This window comes from Streptomyces sp. NPDC016562, from assembly GCF_043076955.1.
Lineage (GTDB): Bacteria > Actinomycetota > Actinomycetes > Streptomycetales > Streptomycetaceae > Streptomyces.
In genome coordinates, this window is the sequence record NZ_JBIBRZ010000001.1 from 1,709,128 (window position 1) to 1,731,646 (window position 22,519).

At 72.9% G+C, this 22,519-nt stretch carries 24 protein-coding genes; 8 read left to right on the forward strand and 16 right to left on the reverse strand.

The features are described 5' to 3' along the window. Nucleotides 1-12: 12 nt before the first annotated feature. Nucleotides 13-1,569, forward strand: a complete 1,557-nt coding sequence (gene lnt / locus ACF059_RS07885; protein ID WP_392052850.1) for an apolipoprotein N-acyltransferase — start codon at nucleotides 13-15, stop codon at nucleotides 1,567-1,569. Here lnt and ACF059_RS07890 read toward each other — a convergent pair. After that, nucleotides 1,514-2,419, reverse strand: a complete 906-nt coding sequence (locus ACF059_RS07890; RefSeq protein WP_392052853.1) for a Gfo/Idh/MocA family protein — start codon at nucleotides 2,417-2,419, stop codon at nucleotides 1,514-1,516. The genes lnt and ACF059_RS07890 overlap by 56 nt on opposite strands. A gap of 84 nt (nucleotides 2,420-2,503) precedes the next feature. On the opposite strand from ACF059_RS07890, the gene ACF059_RS07895 reads away from it, so the two are divergent. Further along, on the forward strand, nucleotides 2,504-3,028 hold the full coding sequence (locus ACF059_RS07895) for a DinB family protein (RefSeq protein WP_366868859.1): 525 nt from the start codon (nucleotides 2,504-2,506) through the stop codon (nucleotides 3,026-3,028). Between the two features lie 141 nt (nucleotides 3,029-3,169). Beyond that, complete coding sequence (locus ACF059_RS07900; RefSeq protein ID WP_392052857.1) at nucleotides 3,170-3,700, forward strand: hypothetical protein; 531 nt, start codon at nucleotides 3,170-3,172, stop codon at nucleotides 3,698-3,700. A 68-nt stretch (nucleotides 3,701-3,768) separates the two neighbouring features. Here ACF059_RS07900 and ACF059_RS07905 read toward each other — a convergent pair whose 3' ends face one another. The 8 genes from ACF059_RS07905 to ACF059_RS07940 form a co-directional block, all read right to left on the reverse strand. Beyond that, nucleotides 3,769-4,311 (reverse strand): hypothetical protein, encoded by a 543-nt coding sequence (locus ACF059_RS07905; protein WP_392052860.1) that lies wholly within the window; start codon nucleotides 4,309-4,311, stop codon nucleotides 3,769-3,771. 95 nt (nucleotides 4,312-4,406) lie between these two features. After that, nucleotides 4,407-5,075: a uracil-DNA glycosylase gene (locus ACF059_RS07910; protein WP_361947222.1), complete on the reverse strand. Its 669-nt coding sequence runs from the start codon at nucleotides 5,073-5,075 to the stop codon at nucleotides 4,407-4,409. A 113-nt stretch (nucleotides 5,076-5,188) separates the two neighbouring features. Beyond that, nucleotides 5,189-6,772, reverse strand: a complete 1,584-nt coding sequence (locus ACF059_RS07915) for an ABC transporter substrate-binding protein (protein ID WP_392052863.1) — start codon at nucleotides 6,770-6,772, stop codon at nucleotides 5,189-5,191. A gap of 152 nt (nucleotides 6,773-6,924) precedes the next feature. Beyond that, on the reverse strand, nucleotides 6,925-7,686 hold the full coding sequence (locus tag ACF059_RS07920; RefSeq protein WP_360898302.1) for an SDR family oxidoreductase: 762 nt from the start codon (nucleotides 7,684-7,686) through the stop codon (nucleotides 6,925-6,927). Nucleotides 7,687-7,714: 28 nt separating this feature from the next. Continuing rightward, nucleotides 7,715-8,476 (reverse strand): 3-oxoacyl-ACP reductase FabG, encoded by a 762-nt coding sequence (gene fabG / locus ACF059_RS07925; protein WP_392052867.1) that lies wholly within the window; start codon nucleotides 8,474-8,476, stop codon nucleotides 7,715-7,717. A 117-nt stretch (nucleotides 8,477-8,593) separates the two neighbouring features. After that, the gene (locus ACF059_RS07930; RefSeq protein ID WP_361947126.1) at nucleotides 8,594-8,977 is read right to left on the reverse strand and encodes a DUF3037 domain-containing protein; all 384 of its coding nucleotides are present in this window, start codon (nucleotides 8,975-8,977) and stop codon (nucleotides 8,594-8,596) included. Then, nucleotides 8,974-9,819: a HipA family kinase gene (locus tag ACF059_RS07935; RefSeq protein WP_392052870.1), complete on the reverse strand. Its 846-nt coding sequence runs from the start codon at nucleotides 9,817-9,819 to the stop codon at nucleotides 8,974-8,976. Before ACF059_RS07935 ends, ACF059_RS07930 begins: the two co-directional genes overlap by 4 nt. Nucleotides 9,820-9,837: 18 nt before the next feature. Further along, nucleotides 9,838-10,452: a cysteine hydrolase gene (locus ACF059_RS07940; RefSeq protein WP_392052873.1), complete on the reverse strand. Its 615-nt coding sequence runs from the start codon at nucleotides 10,450-10,452 to the stop codon at nucleotides 9,838-9,840. A 91-nt stretch (nucleotides 10,453-10,543) separates the two neighbouring features. Between ACF059_RS07940 and ACF059_RS07945 the strand changes: the two genes are divergently transcribed. Continuing rightward, nucleotides 10,544-11,002: a pyridoxamine 5'-phosphate oxidase family protein gene (locus ACF059_RS07945; protein WP_392053149.1), complete on the forward strand. Its 459-nt coding sequence runs from the start codon at nucleotides 10,544-10,546 to the stop codon at nucleotides 11,000-11,002. Nucleotides 11,003-11,057: 55 nt separating this feature from the next. Here the strand turns inward: ACF059_RS07945 and ACF059_RS07950 are convergent, their stop codons facing one another. Next, complete coding sequence (locus tag ACF059_RS07950; RefSeq protein ID WP_392052876.1) at nucleotides 11,058-11,954, reverse strand: LysR family transcriptional regulator; 897 nt, start codon at nucleotides 11,952-11,954, stop codon at nucleotides 11,058-11,060. A 38-nt stretch (nucleotides 11,955-11,992) separates the two neighbouring features. Here ACF059_RS07950 and ACF059_RS07955 point away from each other — a divergent pair, with 38 nt between their 5' ends. Beyond that, entirely contained in the window at nucleotides 11,993-12,988 is a 996-nt protein-coding gene (locus ACF059_RS07955; RefSeq protein WP_392052880.1) for a DMT family transporter, read from the forward strand. Between the two features lie 73 nt (nucleotides 12,989-13,061). On the opposite strand, the gene ACF059_RS07960 is transcribed toward ACF059_RS07955, so the two are convergent. Next, nucleotides 13,062-14,396, reverse strand: a complete 1,335-nt coding sequence (locus ACF059_RS07960) for an aminotransferase class I/II-fold pyridoxal phosphate-dependent enzyme (RefSeq protein WP_392052883.1) — start codon at nucleotides 14,394-14,396, stop codon at nucleotides 13,062-13,064. A gap of 37 nt (nucleotides 14,397-14,433) precedes the next feature. On the opposite strand from ACF059_RS07960, the gene ACF059_RS07965 reads away from it, so the two are divergent. Continuing rightward, nucleotides 14,434-15,141, forward strand: a complete 708-nt coding sequence (locus tag ACF059_RS07965) for a pyridoxamine 5'-phosphate oxidase family protein (protein ID WP_392052886.1) — start codon at nucleotides 14,434-14,436, stop codon at nucleotides 15,139-15,141. Here the strand turns inward: ACF059_RS07965 and ACF059_RS07970 are convergent. Then, a complete protein-coding gene (locus ACF059_RS07970) occupies nucleotides 15,123-16,094 on the reverse strand; it encodes a DMT family transporter (RefSeq protein ID WP_392052889.1) in 972 nt (323 codons plus the stop codon). The two genes, ACF059_RS07965 and ACF059_RS07970, sit on opposite strands and share 19 nt — an antisense overlap. 163 nt (nucleotides 16,095-16,257) lie before the next feature. Then, complete coding sequence (locus tag ACF059_RS07975) at nucleotides 16,258-17,280, reverse strand: DMT family transporter (RefSeq protein ID WP_392052892.1); 1,023 nt, start codon at nucleotides 17,278-17,280, stop codon at nucleotides 16,258-16,260. 172 nt (nucleotides 17,281-17,452) lie between these two features. Between ACF059_RS07975 and ACF059_RS07980 the strand changes: the two genes are divergently transcribed. Then, entirely contained in the window at nucleotides 17,453-17,881 is a 429-nt protein-coding gene (locus tag ACF059_RS07980; RefSeq protein WP_392052894.1) for an SRPBCC family protein, read from the forward strand. 101 nt (nucleotides 17,882-17,982) lie between these two features. On the opposite strand, the gene ACF059_RS07985 is transcribed toward ACF059_RS07980, so the two are convergent. Continuing rightward, the gene (locus ACF059_RS07985; RefSeq protein ID WP_392052897.1) at nucleotides 17,983-18,621 is read right to left on the reverse strand and encodes a PadR family transcriptional regulator; all 639 of its coding nucleotides are present in this window, start codon (nucleotides 18,619-18,621) and stop codon (nucleotides 17,983-17,985) included. Nucleotides 18,622-18,838: 217 nt separating this feature from the next. On the opposite strand from ACF059_RS07985, the gene ACF059_RS07990 reads away from it, so the two are divergent. Next, nucleotides 18,839-19,660 (forward strand): PhzF family phenazine biosynthesis protein, encoded by an 822-nt coding sequence (locus tag ACF059_RS07990; protein ID WP_392052900.1) that lies wholly within the window; start codon nucleotides 18,839-18,841, stop codon nucleotides 19,658-19,660. Nucleotides 19,661-19,675: 15 nt separating this feature from the next. On the opposite strand, the gene ACF059_RS07995 is transcribed toward ACF059_RS07990, so the two are convergent. Beyond that, complete coding sequence (locus ACF059_RS07995) at nucleotides 19,676-20,500, reverse strand: type II CAAX endopeptidase family protein (RefSeq protein WP_361954250.1); 825 nt, start codon at nucleotides 20,498-20,500, stop codon at nucleotides 19,676-19,678. Between the two features lie 115 nt (nucleotides 20,501-20,615). After that, nucleotides 20,616-22,145 carry a glutamate-cysteine ligase family protein gene (locus tag ACF059_RS08000; protein ID WP_392052903.1) on the reverse strand — a complete coding sequence of 510 codons (1,530 nt, stop codon included), beginning with the start codon at nucleotides 22,143-22,145 and terminating at the stop codon, nucleotides 20,616-20,618. Nucleotides 22,146-22,519: the final 374 nt, after the last annotated feature.

Here is a 22,519-nt window from a genome sequence, read left to right on the forward strand (position 1 = left end):
GCCATGGTCCCGATGCGCAATGGGCTGGTACGGCGGTGGCGCGGGCCCGCGGCGGCCGCCGCCGGCGCACTGCCCGCCCTCGCCTTCCCCGCCCCCGCGCTCTGGTGGTTCGCCTACGTCGCCCTCGCGCCGTGGATGCTGCTGCTGCGGTCGGCCCCCACCGGGCGGCGGGCGGCCCTGGAGGGCTGGCTCGGCGGCGCCGCCTTCATCGTGGCGGTCCACCACTGGCTGCTGCCCAGCCTGCACGTCTTCCTGGTGCCGGTGGCCGCTCTGGTCGGGCTGGTGTGGATCCCCTGGGCGCTGCTGGTGCGGCACCTGCTCGGCGGGCAGCCCGATGCGGGCCGGGCGGCGGCCGCGCTGGTCCTCGTACCGGCGGCGTGGCTGCTGTCGGAGCTGGTCCGGTCCTGGCAGGGGCTGGGCGGGCCGTGGGGACTGCTGGGGGCCAGCCAGTGGCAGGTGCCGCCCGCCCTGCGGCTGGCTTCGGTGGGCGGCGTGTGGCTGGTCAGCCTGCTGGTCGTGGCCGTGAACTGCGCGCTGGTGCTGCTGATCGCGGCGCCGGGGGCGCGGCTCCCCGCGCTGGCCGGGATGACGGGGTGCGCGGTGCTCACGGGGGCGGTGTGGGTGTGGGCCGAGCGCCCGGAGCACTCGGGCTGGCTGCGCGTGGCCGTCGTACAGCCGGGGCCGGTGGCGGACGGGCCGGACAGCGCGGAGCGGCGGTTCGCGGCCGGTGAGCGGCTGACCCGGAGCCTGGCCGGCCGGCCCGTCGACCTCGTGGTGTGGGGCGAGAGCAGCGTCGGCGAGGACCTGGCGGCCCGCCCGGACCTGGCCCGGCGGCTGGCCTCGCTGTCCGCGGAGGTCGGGGCTCCGCTGCTGGTGAACGTGGACGCGCGGCGGGCCGACCGCCCCGGGATCTACAAGAGCGCGGTGCTCCTGGGCCCCCAGGGGCCCACCGGCGACCGGTACGACAAGATGCGGCTCGTCCCCTTCGGGGAGTACGTACCGGCCAGGGCGCTGCTCGGCTGGGCCACCTCGGTCGGCAAGGCCGCGGGCGAGGACCGCATGCGCGGCGAGGCTCCGGTGGTGATGGACCTGCCCGAGCGGACCGGCGGCGGCCCCGGCCTGCGCCTGGGGCCCCTGGTCTGCTTCGAGTCGGCCTTCCCGGACATGAGCAGGCGCCTCACCCGCGACGGGGCCGCCCTGCTCGTCGCCCAGTCGGCCACCTCGACCTTCCAGGACAGCTGGGCGCCCGCCCAGCACGCCTCGCTGGCCGCGCTGCGGGCGGCCGAGAACGGCCGCCCGATGGTGCACGCCACCCTGACGGGCGTCAGCGTGGTGCACGGCCCGTCCGGCGAGCGGATCGGCTCCGCCCTGCCCACGACCGCCGCCGCGGCGGCGGTGTACGAGGTCCCGCTGGCCCGTGGCACGACCCTCTACGTCCGCTTCGGGGACTGGCCGGTGGCCGCGTCCCTGGCGGTCCTGGCGGCCTTCTGCGCGGCGGCGGGCGTACGGTCGCTCAGGAGGCCTGCTCCAGAGCCGAGCGCACCACCCGCTCACACAGTTCGTGGGTGAGGAGCGCGTCCCGTGCGCTGAGCACCTCGCCCGCCTCGACCGACTCCAGGAACCGGTCCACGACCTGCTCGATTCCGCGCTGCCGGGCGACCGGGACCCAGTCCCCCCGGCGGCGGACGGTCGGCTGCCCCTTGTGGTCGATGACCTCTGCGAGGTTGACGACCTGCCGCTTGGTGTCCCGGCCGGACACCTCCAGGATCTCCTCGGTGGAGCCCGACAGGCGGTTCATGATGCCGAGCGCGGTGAAACCGGCACCGGAGAGCTGGAGCACCACCTGGTGCATCAGCCCCTCGCGCACCACGGCGCGGACGTCGACGTGGTCGGTTTCGCCGGGCAGCAGGAAACGCAGGGTGTCGACGACGTGGATGAAGTCGTCGAGCACCAGGGTGCGAGGGTCCTCCGGCAGTCCGACGCGGTTCTTCTGCATGACGATGAGGTCGCGCGGGTGGTCGGCGCACTGCGCGTAGCCGGGGGCGTGCCGGCGGTTGAAGCCGACGGCGAGGGAGACCCCCCGTTCCTCGGCCAGTTCGACCAGCCGCCGCGAGTCCGCGAACTCGTAGGCGAGCGGCTTGTCCACGTACGTCGGGACGCCGGCCTCCAGCAGCCGCGTGACGATCTCGGGGTGCGCCACGGTGGCGGCGTGCACGAAGGCCGCGTCGAGCCCTGCCGCGAGCAGTGCGTCCAGATCGGTGTGCCGTTGCCGGGCCGGGACGTGGTGGACGTCCCCGACGCGCTCCAGCGTGGCGGGGGTCCGGGTCTGCAAGTGCAGTTCGACGCCCGGGCGCGTGGTGAGGACGGGCAGGTACGCCTTCTGCGCGATGTCGCCGAGTCCGATGCAGCCGACCTTCACCGGGAGCCTCCTGGTTCGTGCCTGGTGGGATTCCCGCAGCTTAATCCCTGGTGGCACGGGCCCGGTTCCCCGAGGATGTCCCCCATGACCACCAGTTCCGGATCACATCGCAGCGAACCCTCCACCACCGCCGACGAGCGGGACATGCTCGACGGCTGGCTCGACTACCACCGCTCCACCCTCGTCTGGAAGTGCGAGGGGCTGGGGGACGAGCAGCTGCGCCACACGCCGTTGCGGCCCTCCGAGTTGAGCCTCCTGGGCCTGGTGCGGCACATGGCGGAGGTGGAGCGGTACTGGTTCCGGGAGATCATGCTGGGCGAGGACCTCCCCGAGCTGTACTGCACGAGCGAGGACCCGGACGGGGACTTCCACCTCACCGACAAGGACACCTGGACCGAGGCCCACCGGGTGTGGCAGACCGAGGTGGAGCTGGCGCGCCAGGCAGCCGGGGGCCGTTCGCTCGACCTCCTCTCGCAGGCCGAGAACCACCACCGCGGCGAGGTGTTCAGCCTGCGCTGGGTCTACACCCACATGATCGAGGAGTACGCGCGCCACAACGGCCACGCGGACCTGCTGCGCGAGCAGATCGACGGCGCGACGGGCGACTGACGGCCGGGGCGTACGCGGCGGTTGGGGCAGGCACCCCACAGACGCCCGCGGCGGTGTCCGGCGGATCGGCCGTCACCCGTGCGGGGTCAATATCCGCCCAGGGTTTTCGCAACGGGGTGCTCGCACAGCAGAGTTGCGCGAGTGCATCCAACCCGAACCACGACAACGCTGCTGCTCGGAGTCGCCTGTGCCGTCTCGGCTGTCTCCGGCTGTGTGAGCGTGAGCCCCGGTCCCGTCCAGCCGACGGCCGCCCCCGCGGCCGGGGTGCCGCCCCGGCACGAGCCGCGCACCGGGCCCGGGTCCGCCCCGGTGGTCGTCCAGGCGCCCGCCCTGGAGGCGCTGCGGGCGGCTCCGGAGCAGCCCGCGCGGCCCGCGGCCTCCGCCCCCGCCCCGCGCTCCGCCCAGCGCCCCGAACGGGGCGCCCCCGACGGGTCGGCGCCGGACGCGCTGCCGGTGCCGGACATCCCGGAGCCGCACCGGCACGCCGGCCCGGCCTCCGGGCGTCCCGACGGCCGTCCACCGCGCTCCCGGCCCGACGCCGAGGTCGAGCGCGAGCTGCTGCGCAAGCTGCCGGTGCGGCCGGCCGACGTGTGCGTGCTGGGCCGCCGGCACGGCCGCTGGCACCCGGACAGCCCGGAGGCCCGTATCTGCGGCGGGGTCCAGGGGAACTGATCCAGGGATCCAGGGACCCAGGGATCCAGGGGAACGGACCCACAGCGCTCACGGGGACTCGCCGGCACTCACGGGGACTGTTCCGGGAAGGGCCGGGGGCCTCCGTCCGGCTCCGTGGCCAGGCGCCGCTCCAGCCGGGCGATGGCCGCCCGTACGCCGTTCCCGTATCCGTCGTCGGACAGCGCGCCGGTGGCCGCGCGGGCCCGCGCCAGGTGGACCCGGGCGGCCTCCGGGCGCCCCAGTTTCACGTAGTCGGCGGCCAGGCTCAGGTGCAGCGAGGGGTAGAACACGCGCATCGCCGGATGCGGTTCGCGCGGCCCGCCCGCTCCCTCCCCGGGACCGGTACCGGCGCCGTCCCCGGCGCCCAGCACGTCGGCCGCCCGCAGGGCCCTCAGGTCCCAGGCCAGTTCGTCGGCGGGATCGTCCTGGGCGTCGGCCATGTAGTGGGCGAGCGTGCACCGGTGCAGGGAGTCGCCCTCCTCGCCGATCTCGGACCAGATCTCGCCGAGCCGGTTGCGGGCCTCCTCGCGGTCCCCGGCGTGCAGCAGGATGACCGCTTGGCCGATCCTGGTCATGACGGCGTCCTCCGACGTCTCCTGCTGCTCCGTCATCGCGGCCTCCGGCTAGCTCTGCCAGACCTGCTCCGGTCTGATCATCCAGACGCTAGCCGGAGGTACCGGTATTGGCGCCGAGGCGCGGGGGTGCGTCAGCCGAGGTCCGGGATCCGCCAGTCGATCGGCTCATGGCCCTGCGCGGCGATGGCCTCGTTGATCTGCGTGAAGGGCCGGGACCCGAAGAACTTCTTGGCCGACAGCGGGGAGGGGTGGGCGCCCTTGACGACCACGTGCCGCTCCTCGTCGATCAGGGGGATCTTCTTCTGGGCGTAGGCGCCCCACAGGACGAAGACGGCCGGGTCGGGGCGCTCGGACACCGCGCGGATCACGGCGTCGGTGAACTTCTCCCAGCCCTTGCCCTTGTGCGAGTTGGGCTCGGCCTCGCGGACGGTGAGCACCGCGTTGAGCAGCAGCACGCCCTGCCGGGCCCACGGCATGAGGTACCCGTTGTCCGGGATGGGCAGGCCGAGCTCCTCCTTCATCTCCTTGTAGATGTTGCGCAGCGACGGCGGGGTCTTGACCCCGGGCTGCACGGAGAAGCACAGGCCGTGACCCTGGCCGGCGCCGTGGTAGGGGTCCTGGCCCAGGACGAGCACCTTCACCTGGTCGAAGGGCGTGGCCTCCAGGGCCGCGAACACCTGCTCGTGGGGCGGATAGACCGGCCCGTTCGCCCGCTCCTTCTCGACGAACTCGGTGAGTTCCTGGAAGTAGGGCTGGTCCAGCTCCCCGCCGAGGACGGGGAGCCAGGACTCGGGCAGCATCTGGGTCACGGTGAAAACCTCCGGTACAAGTTCGTGCGACTGCTCCAGAACCTACCGGGGGCCACTGACAACGCGTCGGGCGGCCGGGGCGGCCGGCCGCACGCCCGGCGCGCCTACCAGCTGGTCTTGCGGTACAGCTCCCACATCTGCATGGCGGTCTGCGGGTCCAGCGCCCGCTCGGCGCCCGCGATGTCCTCGCGTGCGGCGACGTACAGCTTGCCCTGCCACAGGGGCAGCAGCCGCACGTCCTCGGCGAAGATCTGCTGCGCCTTCTCGAACTCGCGCACTCCCGACGAGCGGTCGCCCTCGCGGCGGGTCTTGGGCAGCAGCTCGTTGAGGATCTCGGCCTGCTCGTACGGGGTGCCGACCGCGTTCTCCTTGCCGACGAACGGCGCGATGAAGTTGTCCGGGTCCGGGAAGTCGGGGAACCAGCCGCGGCCGAAGACCGGGTACTGACCGCTCTTGTAACCCTCCTGGAAGGCCTTCCAGGGCTGGCTGCGCAGCGTGACCTTGAAGAGGAGGCTCTCGTCCAGCTGCCGCTTGAGCTCGGTGAACTCGTCGGCGGTGGAGGAGCCGTAGCGGTCGGTGGTGTACCAGAAGGTCAGCTCGACCGGCTGGGTGATCCCGGCGTCGCGCAGGATCTTCTTGGCCTTGGGGACGTCGGCGGGGCCGTACTTGTCGTGGAAGGGCGTCTTGTGGCCGACGACCCCCTTGGGGACCATCGAGTACAGCGGCTCGGCGGTGCCCTGGTAGACCTTGGAGACGAGCGTGCCGCGGTCGATGACCTGGGCGATGGCCTGGCGGACCGCGAGCTTGTTGACCGCCGGGTCCTGCGGGTTGAAGACCAGGTAGCGGATCTCGGCGCCGACGTTCTCGACCACCTGGACGCCCAGCGCGTGCGAGGCGGGGGTCTGCAGGTCGGTGATCTCCGGAGCCGACAGGCCTCGGTAGGTGGCGTCGATCTCCTTCGCCTTCAGGGCCGCGACCATCTTCGGGGAGTCCGCGAAGTAGCGGATGGTCACCCCGTTGTTGCGGCGGTTGGCGAAGCCCGCGTAGCTGCCGTTGCGGCTGAGGACGGCCTCGCCGCCCTCCTTGTACGAGTCGAGCACGTACGGTCCGGAGCCGGTGACCTTGCCGTCCTCGCGCACCTTGTCGGCCGGGTAGTCCTTGGGCGCGACCAGCGAGGCGGCGGGCGAGCCGAGGACGTACGGGAAGGTGGCGTCCGAGGTCTTCAGGTGGAAGACGACCGTCAGCGCGTCCGGGGTCTCGATCTTGTCGAGGCTGCCGAAGAGGTCCTTGGGGCCGACCTTGGAGCCGATGGTGCGGATCCGGTCCAGGGAGTGCTTGACGGCCTTGGCGTCGAGCGGCTCGCCGTTGGAGAACTTCAGGCCCTTGCGCAGGGTGCAGCGGTAGGCCTGGCTCGCCCCGTCCGTGAAGTCACAGCTCTGGGCGGCGTCCGGCTGGGGCTTGGTGGAGCCCGTGGGGAAGGCCAGCAGGGTCTGGTAGACGTTCCGGTACAGCTCCCAGGAGCCGTCCCAGGCCGCCGCGGGATCGAGGGTGCTCGGTGCGCTGGTGGTACCGACGACGATCCTCTTCATATCGTCGCCGTCGTCCTCCGACAGCAGGCCGCATCCGGCGAGCAGGGATATGGACGCAACGGCCGCAGAGATCTGCAGGCATCTGGTCCGGTTGAACACGTGCACGCTCCTCGATCAGCCAGGGGTGCGGCAGACCCTACCGCAGTGCCTCACGAATCCAATGGGGTGGTTTCGTGAGGCACTTGACCGGTTCCGTGCATATTCGATACACATTTACCTCCCTTTCGGAGGCGAATGTGTCCGATTATCGGTCAATGCACTCCAGCATTGAGGAACATCCCTCCGTCGACGACCAGAGTTTGGCCCGTCACCCATTCCGCTTGTGCGGATGTGAGGAACGCGGCGGCCCCTCCGATGTCCTCGGGCAGCCCCAGCCGCCCGAGCGGATAGGCGGCCGCCGCCTCCTGCTCCCGGCCCTCGTAGAGCGCCTGCGCGAACTTGGTCTTGACCACTGCCGGGGCGATGGCGTTGACCCGGACACCGGGTGCCATCTCGTGGGCGAGCTGGAGCGTGAGGTTGATCATGGCGGCCTTGCTCATCCCGTACGCCCCGATGAAGGGCGAGGCGGAGACCCCGGCGATGGAGGCGATGTTCACGATCGCACCGCCGTTGTCCTTCTGCCAGGCGTGCCAGGTCCGCTGGGCGAAGCCGAGCGCCGAGATCACGTTGGTCTCGAAGACCTTGCGGGCGACCCCGAGGTCCAGGTCCGCGATCGGCCCGAAGACCGGATTGGTGCCCGCGTTGTTGACCAGGAAGTCGACGCGGCCGAAGGCCTCCATCGTCCGCTCGACGGCGACGGCCTGGTGCTCCTCGTCGTGCGCCTTGCCCGCGACGCCGATCACCCGGTCCGCGCCGAGCCGCTCGACGGCCTCCTTGAGGGCCTCCTCGCTGCGCCCCGTGATGCAGAGCCGGTCACCGCGCGCGACCAGCGCCTCGGCGATGCCGTAGCCGATGCCCCGGCTCGCGCCGGTGATCAGCGCGACCTTGCCGCTGTCCGTTCCGTTGTACGTCATGGCGTGCGCCCTGCCTCTCGTGGACTCGTCAGTTGAGCGGGCCGCCGGCCACGTACAGGACCTGGCCGGAGACGAAGCCCGCGGCCTCGCCCGTGAAGAAGGCGATGGCGTTGGCGATGTCGTCGGGACGGCCGACGCGCTGGACGGGGATCTGGGTGGCCGCGGCCGCCTGGAAGTCCTCGAAGCCCATCCCGACGCGGGCGGCCGTCTGCGCGGTCATCTCGGTGACGATGAAGCCGGGGGCGACGGCGTTGGCGGTGACGCCGAACTTGCCGAGCTCGACGGCCAGCGTCTTGGTGAAGCCCTGCAGGCCCGCCTTGGCCGCGGAGTAGTTGGCCTGGCCGCGGTTGCCGAGCGCCGAGCTGCTGGAGAGGTTCACGATGCGGCCGAACTTGGCCTCCACCATGTACTTCTGACAGGCCTTCGACATCAGGAAGGCCCCGCGCAGGTGCACGTTCATGACCGTGTCCCAGTCGGTCTCGCTCATCTTGAACAGCAGGTTGTCGCGCAGCACGCCCGCGTTGTTGACCAGGATGGTCGGGGCGCCCAGCTCGTCGGCGACGCGCGCGACGGCAGCCTCCACCTGCGCCCCGTCGGAGACGTCGCAGCCGACCGCCAGGGCCTTGCCGCCGGCCGCGGTGATGGCCTCCACGGTGTCCTTGCAGGCCGCCTCGTCGAGGTCGAGTACGGCGACGGCCCGGCCCTCGGCGGCCAGGCGCACGGCGGTGGCCGCGCCGATGCCCCGGGCCGCCCCGGTCACGATCGCGACGCGCTGCTCGGTGGTGGACATGCTGGATCTCCTCGCCCTAGAGAGGCGGCCGCCCAGAGGTGAGCAACCGCTTAGTAGCTTCAGCTGAGGAGACGCTAGGAGCCCTGGCACCCCGTGTCAACGGCGCGGCCCCGCACGTCAGCGCACCAGCAGGTCCAGCAGCCGCTCCAGCTCCGCCGCCGGATCGGCCGTCAGGCCGGTGTGCACCGGTCCCGGCTGCACCACGGTGCTGCGCGGCGCGATCAGCCAGCGGAACCGGCGCCCCGGGTCGTCACCCGCCGCCTGTCCCGCGGCCTCCCCGCCCGCGCACACGCCCTCGACCCCGCGCAGGGCGGCCCGTACGCCGGCCACGTCGGCCCGGGGGTCCAGCGCGAGGAGCTTCGCCTCGTCGAGGTGGGTGCGCGCGGCCACGTAGGAATGCGCCCGGCAGTAGACGATCACGCCGGCGTTGAAGCACTCGCCGCGTTCCATCCGGGGCACCACGCGCACCAGCGCGTACTCGAACACGTCCCGCTCGGTCACTCGTCGTCGCTCTTCTTCTTGGTCTTGTGCGGCCATTCGGGCAGGTGGTCGGTGAGCCAGCCGGGCGGTCCGGCCGGGGCCTTGACCTCGGCCTCCAGCGAGATCCTCTCGTGGATCGTGGCCGCCCGCGGCAGCAGCGCCTCCACATAGGCGCGGCGCACGGCGTCGGTGGTGTCGAAGCCGGGCTCGTCGACCAGCCACTCGTCGGGGACGTCGGCGGCGACCTCCGTGAGGAGCTCCTCGGTGACCAGCGGCGCGAGCGCGGCCGCCGCGGCCGCGATGTCGGGGCCCACGGGGGCCAGGACGTGGTCGGAGGCGTTGTAGGGCTTGGCGGCCGCGGCCGCGGCGGTCGGCCAGTTGTGGTGCCAGATCATGGTGGCGCCGTGGTCGATGAGCCAGACGTCGCCGTGCCAGACCAGCATGTTCGGGTTGCGCCAGGACCGGTCGACGTTGTTGATCAGGGCGTCGAACCAGACCACGCGCCCCGCCTCGACCGGGTCCACCTGGTACGCGAGCGGATCGAAGCCGATCGAGCCGGGCAGGTAGTCCATGCCGAGGTTGAGTCCGCCGCTGGCCTTGAGCAGCTCCTGCACCTCCTGGTCGGGCTCGCCGAGCCCGATGACGGGGTCGAGCTGCATCTGCACCAGCCGCGGGACCCGCAGGCCCAGCCTCTGGGCCAGGCGGCCGCAGACGACCTCGGCGACCAGGGTCTTGCGGCCCTGCCCGGCGCCGGTGAACTTCATGACATAGGTCCCGTAGTCGTCGGCCTCGACGATTCCCGGGAGCGAGCCGCCCTCACGCAGGGGCGTGACGTAGCGCGTCGCGATCACTTCGGACAACATCCGCCCAGGTTACGGCGATCAGGACGCGGGAGCCCACTGATTGAGCAGCGCTTCGGCCGTGGTGATCACCGCCACCAGCGCGAGGGAGTTGCGGATCACCTCGGCGGTGCAGGAGGTGGGCACGCCGGCGATGGCGTCGGCCGGGACGACGACCTGGTAGCCGAGGTTCACGGCGTCGAAGACGGTGTTCGGGATGGCGATGTTGGAGGAGACCCCGGTGACGACCAGGGTGCGGACGCCGAGGTTGCGCAGCAGGGCGTCGAGACCGGTGCCGGCCATCGGGGAGAGCCCGTGCAGCCGGCGGACCACCAGGTCCTGTGCGGCCACGACGATCGGGGCGGCGACCTCGACCGCCGGGCTCCCGGTCAGCTGGCGCACGGGCAGCCTGCCGGCGGCGCGGAACAGCCGCGCGTTGCTGTTCGCGCCGAGCCCGTCCGGCCGCCGTTCGGCGATCGCGTGCAGCACCTGTACGCCGGCCCCGCGCGCCGCGTCGGCCAGCGCGGCCACCCGCTCCAGCATGCCGGAGTCCCGGGCCTCCTTGGCCAGCTCGGGCAACGCGCTCTCCTCGCCGACCACGCCGTTCTGGCATTCGACGGTGAGCAGCGCGGTGGTGGCGGGGTCCAGATCCGGCATGACTCCCCCTGGCGTGGCGACGGAAGAGCCCTCATGATTCCTGACACACAGTCAGATGTGAAGGGGTGCGGGACGGATGGACGAGGCACGGGTGAGCGAGACGCAGCGGCGGGGCCGCCGCATCATGATGAGCGACGCGGAAGTGGACGCCTTCCTGCGCGAGCAGAGGACCTGTCGGGTGGCGACGGTCTCCCCGGACGGGCGCCCGCACGTGGGCGCCCTGTGGTTCGCCTGGGACGGCAGTTCGCTGTGGCTGTACTCGATCACCCGCAGCCGCCGCTGGTCCGACCTGCGCAAGGATCCGCGGATCTCGGTGGTCGTGGACGCGGGCGAGTCGTACGACGAGCTGCGCGGCGTGGAACTGTCCGGCAGCGCCGTCTTCGTGGGCGAGGCCCCGCGCACGGGCGAGCCCTGCCCCGAGCTGGCCGAGGCCGAACGGATCTTCCCGGCCAAGAACTTCGGGATCCCGCAGATGCCGCACGACGGACGGCACGCCTGGATCCGCCTCACCCCGGAGTCGGTCGTCTCCTGGGACTTCCGCAAGCTGTAGGCGCCTTGCGCGAAACCGCGCGGGGTGCGGCCGGGGTGCGGCCCGCGCGCGGCCGCTACCGCGCGGCCACCTCGCGCAGGGCCTCGACCGCGGCCCGGATGGAGGGCCGCCGGTCGGCGTCCGCGCGCCAGACCGCGTACACGTGGCGCCGCACGGTGTCGCAGACCGGCAGGAGCCGTACGCCCGGGGGCACCGGGCCGCGGCCCAGCCGGGGCGCCACGCACACCCCGAGCCCGGCCTCCACGAAGGCCAGCTGCGTGTGGTGCTCCTCGGCGATGTGGGCGATGCGCGGCTCGCTGCCCGTACCCCGCAGGGTGAAGACCAGCCACTCGTGGCAGAACTGTCCCTCCTTCCAGGAGATCCAGTCGTCGTCGGCGAACTCGGCGAGGGAGATCTCGGACCGGTCGGCGAGGCGGTGGCCGGCCGGGACCGCGATGTCGACGGAGTCGTCCAGCAGGTGCGTCCGGGTGAGCTCGGCGGGCACCGGCATCCGCTTGTTGTACCAGTCGATCGCCAGGGCCAGGTCGAGGTCCCCGCGCACGACGGCCGCCATGCTCTCCTCGGGCTCCTCCTCGCGCACGCGGACCCGCAGCTCCGGATGCCCGGCGCGCAGCGTGGACAGCACCTGGGGCAGCAGCCCGCGCATGGCGGTCGCGAAGGCGCCGATCCGCAGTTCGCCGACGGCGCAGCCCCGCTGCGCCTCGACGTCGGCCTGGGCGAGCTCCACCTGGGAGATGATCCGGGCCGCGTGATCGGCGAGCAGCCGCCCCGCGTCGGTGAGCCGGACGCCGCGTCCGTTCCTGGCGAGCAGCGGCTGGCCGACCTCGCGCTCCAGCTTGGCCATCTGCTGGGAGACGGCGGAGGTGGTGACGTGGAGGCCGTCGGCCGCGCCGCTGACCGAGCCGTGGCGGGCGAGGGCGTCGAGGGTGCGCAGGCGCTCCAGGTTCAACATGTAAGCGATGCTACGCCGACCCGCGGAGAAACTCTCGCTTGTCCTACGAAGTTGATACGAGCACAGTAAGGGCCATGAGCGCACCCACGACCGCCCGCCCGGCCACTCCCTCCCTCTCCCCCACGGTCACCCCCACCCGGCGGGGCGGTCTGTGCGACTGGCGCGTCCGCTTCGCGATCCTCTCGGTCGTCTGGGGCTTCAGCTTCCTCCTGATCAAGGTCGGCACGGAGGCGTACGCGCCCTTCCAGGTGGCTCTGGGCCGGGTGCTGTTCGGGGCGCTCGCCCTCCTCACCGTGCTACTGGTCCGCCGCGAACCGCTCCCCCGGGGGCTGCGCACCTGGGGCCACCTCAGCGTGGCGGCGCTCCTGCTCAACACCGCCCCGTTCTCGCTCTTCGCGTACGCGGAGCTGAGCATTCCGTCCAGCCTGGCGGGCATCTGCAACGCCACCTCGCCGCTGTGGGGCATGGCCCTGTCGATGGTCGCCCTGTCCGAGGACCGCCCGACGCGCCGCCGCTTCGCCGGCCTGGGCCTGGGCTTCCTCGGCGTGCTCACCGTCCTCGGCGCCTGGCACGGCTTCTCCGGCGTCGACGCCAAGGGCACCGCGTTCGCCCTGCTGGCCTCGCTCTGCTACCCCGTCGGCTGGATCTACGTCCGCCGCACACTGGCCGGCACCCCCGGCTCCCCGGTGGCCCTGACCGGCGGCCAGCTGATCGTCTCCACGCTCCAGCTCGCCCTGGTCAGCGCCCTGTTCACGACGACGCCGGGCTCGTTCCCGCTCTGGCCGACCCTGTCGGTCATCGCGCTGGGGGCGCTCGGCACGGGGATGGCCCTGCAGATGCAGTACGGACTGGTGACGGAGGTCGGGCCGACCACCGCCCAGATGGTCACCTACTTCATCCCGGTCATCGCCACCACGGCGGGCGTGCTGGTGCTCGGCGAGCAATTGCACTGGAACACCCCGGTCGGCGCCGCCATCGTGCTGGCGGGCGCCGCCCTCACCCAGGCCCGCCCCGGCCCCCGCAAGCCCGCGTAGCCCTCGCGGGCGCTGGAGCGCCGGGCCGACAGCAACGCCACACTGCAACGTCGCACGGCGCATGCGGCTGGGGTCACACGTACCGGACCCCGGCCGCGCCCGGCCGGACCGCCGCCGCCACGGCGTCGGCCAGGCCCGGCACCTCCCCGGCCGCCAGCTGCGACACCGTCAGCCGCACGCCCGGCGGCGACTCGACCCGGAACCGGGCTCCGGCGGTCACCGCCCAGCCCGCGGCCAGCAGCCGCGTCACCACTCCCGTCTCGTCGGCCACCGGCACCCACACGTTCATCCCACTGCGCCCGTACGCCCGTACGCCCCGCTCGCGCAGGGCCGCGACCAGCCCGTCGCGCCGTTCCCCGTACGAGCGGGCCACCGCGGAGCGGTCCACCGCGCCCGAGGTCCACAGCTCCACCACCGCGTACTGGAGCAGTCGGCTCACCCATCCGGGACCCAGCCGCTGCCGCCCCCGTACGCGGTCCAAGGTCACCGCGTCCCCCGTCAGCACCGCCAGCCGCAGGTCCGGCCCGTACGCCTTCGCCACCGAGCGGACCAGCGCCCAGTGCCGGGTGACCCCGCTCAGCGGCTGGAGGGGCAGGTCCACGATCGCGTGCCCGTGGTCGTCGTCGATCACCAGCACCTCGGGGTGGCCCGCCAGCAGGGCGCGCAGCTCCCCCGCCCGCTCCGCGCTCACCGCAGCCCCCGTCGGGTTCTGGGCCCGTGCGGTCACCACCAGCGCCCGCGCCCCGGCCTCCAGGGCCCGCGCCACCGCGTGGACCTGCGGCCCGTCGTCGTCCACGGCGACCGGCAGCACCCGCAGCCCGAGCGCCGGGACCAGGTCCAGCACGCTCCCCCAGCCCGGGTCCTCGACCGCGACGGCGTCGCCGGGGCGCAGGTGCGCCGCCAGGACCCGTTCGATCCCGTCCAGCGCGCCGGAGGTCAGCGCGACGGGCCCGGCGGGCACCCCGTCCGCGTCGAGGCCGGCCCGGGCCAGCCGGGCCAGTTCCGGGTCGACCGGGTCCTGCCCGTAGAGCGGAGGGGCCTGCGCGTACCGTCGGGCGGCCGCCGCCAGCGGCCCCTCCAGCGACGGGAGCAGGGACACGTCCGGGTTGCCCTCCGTGAGGTCCCGCACCCCCGCCGGCACGGCCATCCGCAGGGCGTCGCGCGGCGCGCTCGACGGGCGGGCGCGCACCCGGCTGCCGCGCCGCCCGTCGGTCTCGATGACCCCGCGCTCGCGCAGCGTCCGGTACGCGGCCGCCACGGTGTTGGGGTTCACCCCCAACTCGGCCGCCAGCTCCCGCATGGGCGGGAGCAGCGCGCCCGGCGCGAGCGCGCCCGCTCCGACGCCCGCCTCGACACTGGCCGCGATATCAGCTGCACGACGTCCGACGATCCGATAGTCTCCTAGCACAAACCACATTATGCACTAGTGCAACGGAGTTCGCATCATGACCGCTACGCCCGCCACGCAAGCGCCCGCGTCGTCCGGGCCGGCCACCTCCTCCGACGCGTACGCGCCCACCGACCGCACGGTGCCGACCCGCTCCCGGGACCGGGCGCGCTACGACCGCGAGACGGTGCACGCGATACTCGACCAGGCCTACATCTGCCACCTCGGCTTCATCCGCGACGGCGCCCCGGTGGTCCTGCCCACGCTCTTCGCCCGCGTCGGGGAAGCGCTCTACATCCACGGGTCCACCGGCTCCCGCCCGCTCCTCGCGGCCGGCAAGAGCGACCCGGGCCTGGCCGTGTGCGTGACCGTGACCCACGTCGACGCCCTGGTGCTGGCGCGCTCGGCCTTCCACCACTCGCTCAACTACCGCTCGGTCGTCGCCCACGGCATCGCCTACGAGGTCACCGACGAGGCGGAGCGCCGGACGGCCCTGGACGCCCTGGTCGACTCGGCCGTCCCGGGCCGCTCCGCCGACGTCCGGCCCGCCTCGGCCAGGGAACTCGCCGCCACCGCGGTGATCCGGCTGGACCTGACCGAGGTGTCCGCGAAGCTGCGCAACGGCCCGGTGAACGACGACGCCGAGGACCTGGACCTGCCCCACTGGGCGGGCCTGGTCCCGGTCGCCCCGGCGTACGGGACGCCCGTGCCCGACGCGCACCTCGCGCCCGGCACGGAGCTCCCCGGTTACCTCACCGCGCTCTGAGGACGCGACCGCGCGGCGGCGGGCTCCGGCCTCGGCCGCTGCGCGGGACGGCGGGTCTCGGCGACGATCAGGGCGCCCACCGCCGCCAGCAGCAGGACGGTGCCCAGCACCACGGCGCCGGTCAGCCGCTCCCCCAGGAGCAGTACGGCGATCACCGCCGCGCTCACCGGCTCGATCAGCATGATCACCGACACGGTGGCGGCCCGTACGGCCGCGGCCCCCGTGAAGTAGAGCGCGTACGCCAGCGCCGTCGGCACCGTGGCGACGTACACCAGCAGCCACAGCACCCGCACCGGCTCGCCGGTGTGCGGCAGCAGCCCCTCCACCGCGGCGAGCGGCAGCAGGCAGACCGTGCCCACGGCGACCGACCAGGCGGTGGTCACCAGCGGGTCCCCGCCCGCACCGCGCTGCCCGAGCCAGCGGGCGCGCAGGGTCATCGCGGCGTACCCGGCGGCCGAGAGCAGCGCCCAGCCGACGCCGAGCGGGCGCACCTCGGCCCCGCCGCCGCCCAGGACCAGTACGGCGAGCCCGGCCAGCGCCCCGAGGACGGCGGCCGCGCCACCGCGGCCGAGCCGCTCGCCCATCCAGTGCCGGGCGCCCAGCGCGATGAGCACGGGTCCGGCGCCCAGGGTGACCACGGTGCCGACCGCGAGGCCCGTCTCGCGCACGGCGGCGAAGTACGCGGCCTGGAAGAGCGTGAACATCAGCCCGGTCATGATCAGCGAGCCCGCCGAGGGCCGCGTCCGCCCGGGCTCGCGGCGGTTCCGCCGGACGGCGAGCACCCCCAGCAGCACGACCAGCCCGCCCGCGCACCGCCAGAACGACAGGGCGAGCGGGCCGAGGTCACTGGCCAGGAAGAGGAGCGACGCGGCCGCCCCGGCGGTGCCCCAGGCGGCTCCGGCGATGACGAGGTACAGCAGACTGCGCCCGGCAGCGGGCGAATGGTTCGACACGAGAGGTCTCCGCGCATGCGTGAAGGATGAGAGAAGCAGGTCATCGCTTCGCGGGCAGCGCGGACCCGCCCGGGGACTCCCGGGCCGGGTCGGACCAAGGTGGAGGCGCCGCCCGCGCTAGGCGGCGGGAGGCGGAAGCACGGTCGAAGGCATGATCGCCACCCTAGGCTCTGGTCGTCTCGCGGTCCAGGCCCGCCGCGTCGGCTTCGGGAGTGACGGGTGCTTCCGGAGTGACTGGTGCTTCCGGCGTCGCGGGGGCCGCCGGCGTCGGCTGGGCCGCGGGGCCGGACCGGGAGGACTGCGCGATGAAGGCGCCGCCCAGCACCAGCCCGCCGCCGACGATCTGCCAGGTCGACAGGTGCTCGCCGAGCAGGATCCACGCCAGCACGGTGGCGACGACCGCCTCCAGGACGGCCACCACACCGGCGACCTGCGGCGACAGCTTGCGCACGGAGACCACGCCGGTCAGATAGGCGAAGACCGTCGCGATCAGCACGACCCAGCCGAGCAGCACCGGCGCCGGCACCATCGTGTCGCCCAGGGCCGCCCGCCCGCCGAGCACCTGCCAGTCGATCTCCCACGGCCGGGCGATCACCGTCATCACCACGGTTCCGACGAGCATGCCGTACGCGATCACGCCGAGCGGGTCGGGGACCTCGTCCCCGTCCGCGCCCTGATCGGCGAAGACGAAGTAGAAGGCCTGGCAGCAGGCGGCGGCCAGACCGAAGAGCACGCCGAGCAGGTCCAGGCTCAGCCCGGCCCAGATCTCGACCACGCAGGCCAGGCCCGCGACGGCCACGGCCGCGCCGGCGGCGGCGCCCCGCGTCACGGGCTTGCGCTGCACGAAGCGGATGTAACCGAGGAGCAGCGCGGGGCCGAGGTACTCCAGCAGGAGGGCCACGCCGACCGGGATCCGGGACAGCGAGGCGAAGTAGAAGGCCTGCACACCGGCCACGGCGATCAGCCCGAAGCCCGCCACCAGCGCGGGCCTGCGGCGTACGAGACCGCGGTGGCGCCAGGCGAGCGGGGACAGCACGAGCGCTGCCCCGGCCACCCGGAGCCAGACCATGTGGAGGGGGTCCAGACCCGCCTCGATCAGCGGCTTCGCCGCCACGCCGGAACCACCGAACGCGAACGCCGAGACCAGGGCGAGGCCCAGTCCGGCATGTCTCCCTGACGCTTGCATCGGGCCATCATCGCAGGGGTGGGTCAGGAGCGTCACGAGGGTGACACCTGTTGAGACGCACGCGGTATGCCGCCCGCCGCGCACCGCGATATCTGACAGGTCGTCAGTATTGAATGTTGCACCCGCCCCGGCTACCTTCCGCCGCACGTACCCGACGAGAAGGGGTGGTCGCATGGCTGAAGTCACCGCGGAATCACGCATCGAGGCGTCCGCCGCGAAGCTCTGGTCCCAGCTGACGGACTGGGACGCGTACGGCCAGTGGAGCATGACCCACACCGACTTCCCGAAGGGCGGGCCCGAGACCCTCGCGGTCGGCTCCACCTTCGCCGAGAACATGAAGATGATGGGCTTCCCGGCCGAAGTGCTCTGGACCGTCTCGGAGCTGGAGGAGGAGCGCCTCTTCGCCATCACCGGCAAGGGCCCCATGGGCGTGGCCGTCCTCACCCGCTACACCCTGACCCCGGACGGCGCGGGCACCACGGTCCGCATCGACGGCGAGTTCACCGGCGCGGCCGTCTCGCTGATGGCGGGCAAGCTCAAGGACTCGGCCACCGCCGCACTGAACGAGTCCCTGCGCAAGCTGGCCGCCCTGGTCGCCTGACCGTCCCCACCCCTGCGGAACGGCGACCCCCCGCGCACATGACGGCGCGCCCCGCGAGCGGACTCGCGGGGCGCGCCGTCACACACCGGGGGCTGCGGCCCTCAGTGCTCGTCGGCCAGGATCAGGTAGAGCTTCTTGCGGGCGTCGTTGATGACGCCGAGCGCCTTCTCCCGCTGCTCGGGCGAGCCGGTCTTGAAGACCTGCCCGAAGGCCTCCATCAGGCCGATGCCGGCCGTGCGGACCTCGTGCATCGCCTCGACGTCGAAGCCCCGCCCGGCGTCCGCCCACGGGGCGTCCGGCCCCGACGCGGCCTCGGCCCGGCCGGCCTCGGTGAGCGTGAACAGCTTCTTGCCGCCCTCGCTCTCATTGGTGATGAGCCCCTCGTCCTCCAGCAGCTGGAGGGTCGGGTAGACCGAGCCCGGGCTGGGCTTCCAGGCCCCGCCGCTGCGCTCGCCGATCTCCTGGATCATCTCGTACCCGTGCATCGGCCGGTCGGTGAGCAGCGCCAGGATCGAGGCGCGCACGTCACCGCGCCGCGCCCGGCCCCGCGGCCCCCCGCGTCCGCCGCGCCCACCGAAGGGGCCCTGCCCGAAGGGCGGCCCGAACGGCCCGAAGGCGGCGCGCAGCCCCTTGAACCCCTCCCGGCGATCGGGCCCGCAGTGACCGTGGCCCCGCCCGTGCTCATGTCCGTGACCGTGGCCGGGCTGTCCCGACGGTCCGTGCTGTCCATGTGAACGCATGCCTGCGCTCCTTTCACCGTTGTTTCTCGCGGATCGGTTGTCCGATGTATCCACTATCGATGATCCATCGCGATGCGTCAACGATATATCGGAAACTAGTCCGGCGAACAGGCCGGGCCGGTGCTGGGCCGGTGCTGTCGGCAAGGGAGTCGCAGCAAGGCCAGTCACCCCGGATTGGCCTTTGTCGTCGATCGAGAAATCCCCCTACCGTCGGGGGATGCGCATCCGAACCGTCGACGCCTTCACCGACCGCCCCTTCCACGGGAACCCCGCCGGAGTCCTGCTCCTGGACGGCGCGTTCCCCCCGGACGCCTGGCTCCAGCAGGTCGCCTCCGAGATGAACCTCTCCGAGACCGCCTTCGCCCACCCGCTGCCGCCCGGCGGGGACGCCGACTGGGCGCTGCGCTGGTTCACACCCGCCGCCGAGGTCGACATGTGCGGTCACGCCACGCTCGCCACGGCGCACGTCCTGAGCGAACAGGGCCTGGCCACGGGGCTGATCCGCTTCACCGCCCGCTGCGGCATCCTCACCGCCGAGGCCGCCGCGGACGGCGCGATCACCCTGGACTTCCCGACGTCCTCACTGACCCCGGTCCCGGTCCCGCCCGCCGTGGACCACGCACTCGGCGGGGCGCCGATCCTCTCCGTGCACGACACCGCCGCCCACATCGGCGACGTGCTGATCGAGCTCGCCGACGAGAGGACCGTCCGCGAACTGGAGCCGGACCACGCCGCCCTGCGCGCCTTCGCCAAGCGCGGGGTCATCGTCACCGCGCCCGCCGAGGATCCCTCACGCGGGTACGACTTCGTCTCCCGCGGCTTCTTCCCCGCCTTCGGGATCGACGAGGACCCGGTCACGGGCAGCGCCCACACCGCGCTCGCCCCGTTCTGGGCGCAGCGCCTGGGCCGCACCGAGCTGACCGGCCTCCAGGGCGGGGCACGCCAGGGGCTGGTCAAGGTCACCCTGACCGGGGAGCGCACCCTGCTGACCGGGCACGCGGTCACCGTCCTCGACGGGGAGCTGCTCACCGCCCCCTGAGCGCGGCCGGGCCGTTCACGGCGTCGGCAGCCAGCCCACCTTGCCCGCGAGCAGGGCGTACCCGACGAAGGCCACGACGTCGAGCAGCGCGTGCGCCACCACGAGCGGCCCCACCCGCCCCCAGCGCCGGTAGGCCAGGACGAACACGACGCCCATCACCATGTTGCCGAGGAAGCCACCGATGCCCTGGTAGAGGTGGTAGGAGCCGCGCAGCACCGAGCTGGCCAGCAACGCGGCCGTCGGCGACCAGCCCAGCTGGTCGAGGCGGCGCAGCAGGTAGGCCAGGACGATGACCTCCTCCACCACGGAGTTCTGCAGCGCGGAGAGGATCAGTACGGGGAACTTCCACCACACGTCGGGCAGCGCCTCCGGCACCACCGTCAGGTTGAAGCCGGTGGCCCGCGCCGCCAGGTAGAAGGCCAGGCCCGCGCTGCCGATACCGGCGGCGACCAGCGCGCCCCGGCCCAGGTCCCACCCGGGCCGGGTGCGGTCGAAGCCGAGCGCCCGCAGGCCGGGGGCGCCCTCACGGGTCAGGAAGTGCGCCACCAGCAGCACGGGCACCAGCGCGGTCGACGTGCCGAACAGCTGCCAGGCCAGGTCCAGCCAGGGCCGGCCGGGCGCGTACGAGCCGTTGAGCGTGGCGGCCTGGTCCTTCAGTCCGCCCGGCTTGGTGAGCGAGCCGATGAAGCTGATCAGGGCCGACACCGCGCTCGCGCCCAGCGACAGCGCCAGGACGAGCAGCGTCTCGGTGCCCAGGACACCCCGCCGCCGCCCGTCCTCGCCCAGCCCCACGACCACCGGCTCCGGCTCCGCCCGCACGCCCGACTCCCGTCCTGCCATCCCGTTGCGACCACCCCATACTGCCTCCTCGGGCGGCTCGGAGGATCACCGCGGGGGTCCCGGACGCCTCTGCGGCGCCCGACGGCTCCGGACGGCTCGGGACGGCTCGGGCGTCTCAGCGCGCCGCCGGCACCGGAGCGCTCACCTCCCCGAGCCCGACGGGCCAGGTGTGCACGGGGTCGCCCTTGTGCATCAGCTCGCTGTACCGCCGGGTGGTCGCCGCCAGCGCCTCGTCGCGCTCCAGACCGGACGCCAGGGCCCGGTGGTAGGTGTCCACCTGCCAGGTCGCGCCGTTCACCCGCCGCCGGCAGCGCTCCTCGATGATGCCGAGGTAGTGGTCCCGGTCCGCGGGCTCGATGCCCCAGGCGTCCAGGCCCGCCGCCGCCATGGGCAGGAGCTCGTCCAGGACCAGCCGCACGGCGGGCACGCTGGCCAGTCCCCCGGCCCGGCCCCGGCGCGGCCACCGCAGCCGCGCGTCGATCCCGTACCGGCACGCCGCGTCGAAGTTCGCCTCCGCCTCGGCGAAGGGCAGCCGGCTCCACACCGGGCGCGGCTCGTCCGCGAGGGTGCGGACCAGCCCGTAGTAGAAGGCGGCGTTCGCGACGACGTCGGCGACCGTCGGCCCGGCGGGCAGCACCCGGTTCTCCACCCGCAGGTGCGCCACCCCGTCCGCGACCCCGTACACGGGCCGGTTCCACCGGTAGACGGTGCCGTTGTGCAGGACCAGCTCCTGCAGCCCGGGCACCCCGCCGGCGTCGAGCACCCGCAGGGGCTCCTCCTCGTCGCAGATCGGCAGCAGGGCCGGGAAGTAGCGGACGTTCTCGGCGAAGAGCTCGTACGCCGAGTCCACCCACCGCTCCCCGAACCAGGTGCGCGGCCGCACCCCCTGGGCCTGGAGCTCGGGCGGCCGGGTGTCGGTGGCCTGCGTGAACAGCGGCGGCCGCGACTCCCGCCACAGCTCGCGCCCGAACAGGAAGGGCGAGTTGGCGCCGACGGCTATCTGGGCGGCGGCCACCGCCTGCGCCGCGTTCCACACGTCGGAGAAGCGGGCCGGCGTCACCTGCAAGTGCAGCTGTACGGAGGTGCAGGCGGCCTCCGGCACGATCGACCCGCAGCTCCACACCAGCCGCTCGACCCCGTCGATGTCGAGCGTGAAGTCCTCCCCGCGCATCATCAGGATCTGCTCGTTCAGCAGGGAGTAGCGGTCCACCGCCGAGAGGTTCGCGGTGACCAGGTCCGCGCGGGAGACCGTCGGCAGAATACCGATCATCACGACTCCGGCGTCGATCTCCGCGGCCTGCCGGTGGGCATAGCCCAGCCCCGCACTCAGTTCCTCGGCGAGCTGGTCGAATACCCGGCCGCCGAGCCGGTGCGGGAGAACGTTCACCTCCAGATTGAACATTCCGAGTTCGGTCTGGAAATCAGGGCTCGCAATCCGCTCCAGCACCTGCGCATTCAGCATTCTCGGCAGCCCGTCGGCGCCCGCGAGATTCAACTCGATCTCCAGCCCCATCATGTTCTTCGGGCGATCGAACCTCTTCTCCGCCAGCAGCCGCTCCAGTCCCTCCAGACACTCGTGAAGTTTCCTTCGATACCGCTGCCGATCGGACAGGTCGAATCCGCCCGCCACGACCTTCTCCCCCATCGAAGCGTCCCCTCCTCGAGTGGGCCCGGCTCGGAACATCCAGGCACGCATTACGGTCGATGATGCCCCGGCAGCGTGATCCGTAACGCCCGGGGGGCGTGCGTGGCGCGGAGCGCGCGCCGGTTTGGCCGAACGGCGCTTCGGCACATTCACCTGGCAAGTCGCTCTGCGCAAATTCCGCTCCGACTTTGCCGTTTCTGGATAACCGGTGCTTTCCAGCCGAGCCCCCGTCCGGTAACCTCCGAGGTCAGCGCGGCATGTCCGCGCGCATCCGGCATGAATGCCATGCCAGTGGGACCGGTAAGCGCCTTGTCCGCAATAGGCGGGACAGCTAGCCGAAACACTGGGTGAACACATGTCGTATAAACTCCGCA

Bases quoted from the DNA above. Each gene is read 5' to 3' on its own strand.
- ACF059_RS07965 (WP_392052886.1), top strand. From the start codon at position 14,434: ATGACCGCTACGCCCGCCACGCAAGCGCCCGCGTCGTCCGGGCCGGCC.
- ACF059_RS07920 (WP_360898302.1), bottom strand. From the start codon at position 7,686: ATGACGTACAACGGAACGGACAGCGGCAAGGTCGCGCTGATCACCGGC.
- ACF059_RS07940 (WP_392052873.1), bottom strand. From the start codon at position 10,452: ATGCCGGATCTGGACCCCGCCACCACCGCGCTGCTCACCGTCGAATGC.
- lnt (WP_392052850.1), top strand. From the start codon at position 13: ATGCGCAATGGGCTGGTACGGCGGTGGCGCGGGCCCGCGGCGGCCGCC.
- ACF059_RS07995 (WP_361954250.1), bottom strand. From the start codon at position 20,500: ATGGCAGGACGGGAGTCGGGCGTGCGGGCGGAGCCGGAGCCGGTGGTC.
- ACF059_RS07910 (WP_361947222.1), bottom strand. From the start codon at position 5,075: ATGCTGCCCGAGTCCTGGCTCCCCGTCCTCGGCGGGGAGCTGGACCAG.
- ACF059_RS07935 (WP_392052870.1), bottom strand. From the start codon at position 9,819: ATGTTGTCCGAAGTGATCGCGACGCGCTACGTCACGCCCCTGCGTGAG.
- ACF059_RS07950 (WP_392052876.1), bottom strand. From the start codon at position 11,954: ATGTTGAACCTGGAGCGCCTGCGCACCCTCGACGCCCTCGCCCGCCAC.
- ACF059_RS07895 (WP_366868859.1), top strand. From the start codon at position 2,504: ATGACCACCAGTTCCGGATCACATCGCAGCGAACCCTCCACCACCGCC.
- ACF059_RS07985 (WP_392052897.1), bottom strand. From the start codon at position 18,621: ATGCGTTCACATGGACAGCACGGACCGTCGGGACAGCCCGGCCACGGT.
- fabG (WP_392052867.1), bottom strand. From the start codon at position 8,476: ATGTCCACCACCGAGCAGCGCGTCGCGATCGTGACCGGGGCGGCCCGG.
- ACF059_RS08000 (WP_392052903.1), bottom strand. From the start codon at position 22,145: ATGGGGGAGAAGGTCGTGGCGGGCGGATTCGACCTGTCCGATCGGCAG.
- ACF059_RS07990 (WP_392052900.1), top strand. From the start codon at position 18,839: ATGCGCATCCGAACCGTCGACGCCTTCACCGACCGCCCCTTCCACGGG.
- ACF059_RS07905 (WP_392052860.1), bottom strand. From the start codon at position 4,311: ATGACGGAGCAGCAGGAGACGTCGGAGGACGCCGTCATGACCAGGATC.
- ACF059_RS07980 (WP_392052894.1), top strand. From the start codon at position 17,453: ATGGCTGAAGTCACCGCGGAATCACGCATCGAGGCGTCCGCCGCGAAG.
- ACF059_RS07975 (WP_392052892.1), bottom strand. From the start codon at position 17,280: ATGCAAGCGTCAGGGAGACATGCCGGACTGGGCCTCGCCCTGGTCTCG.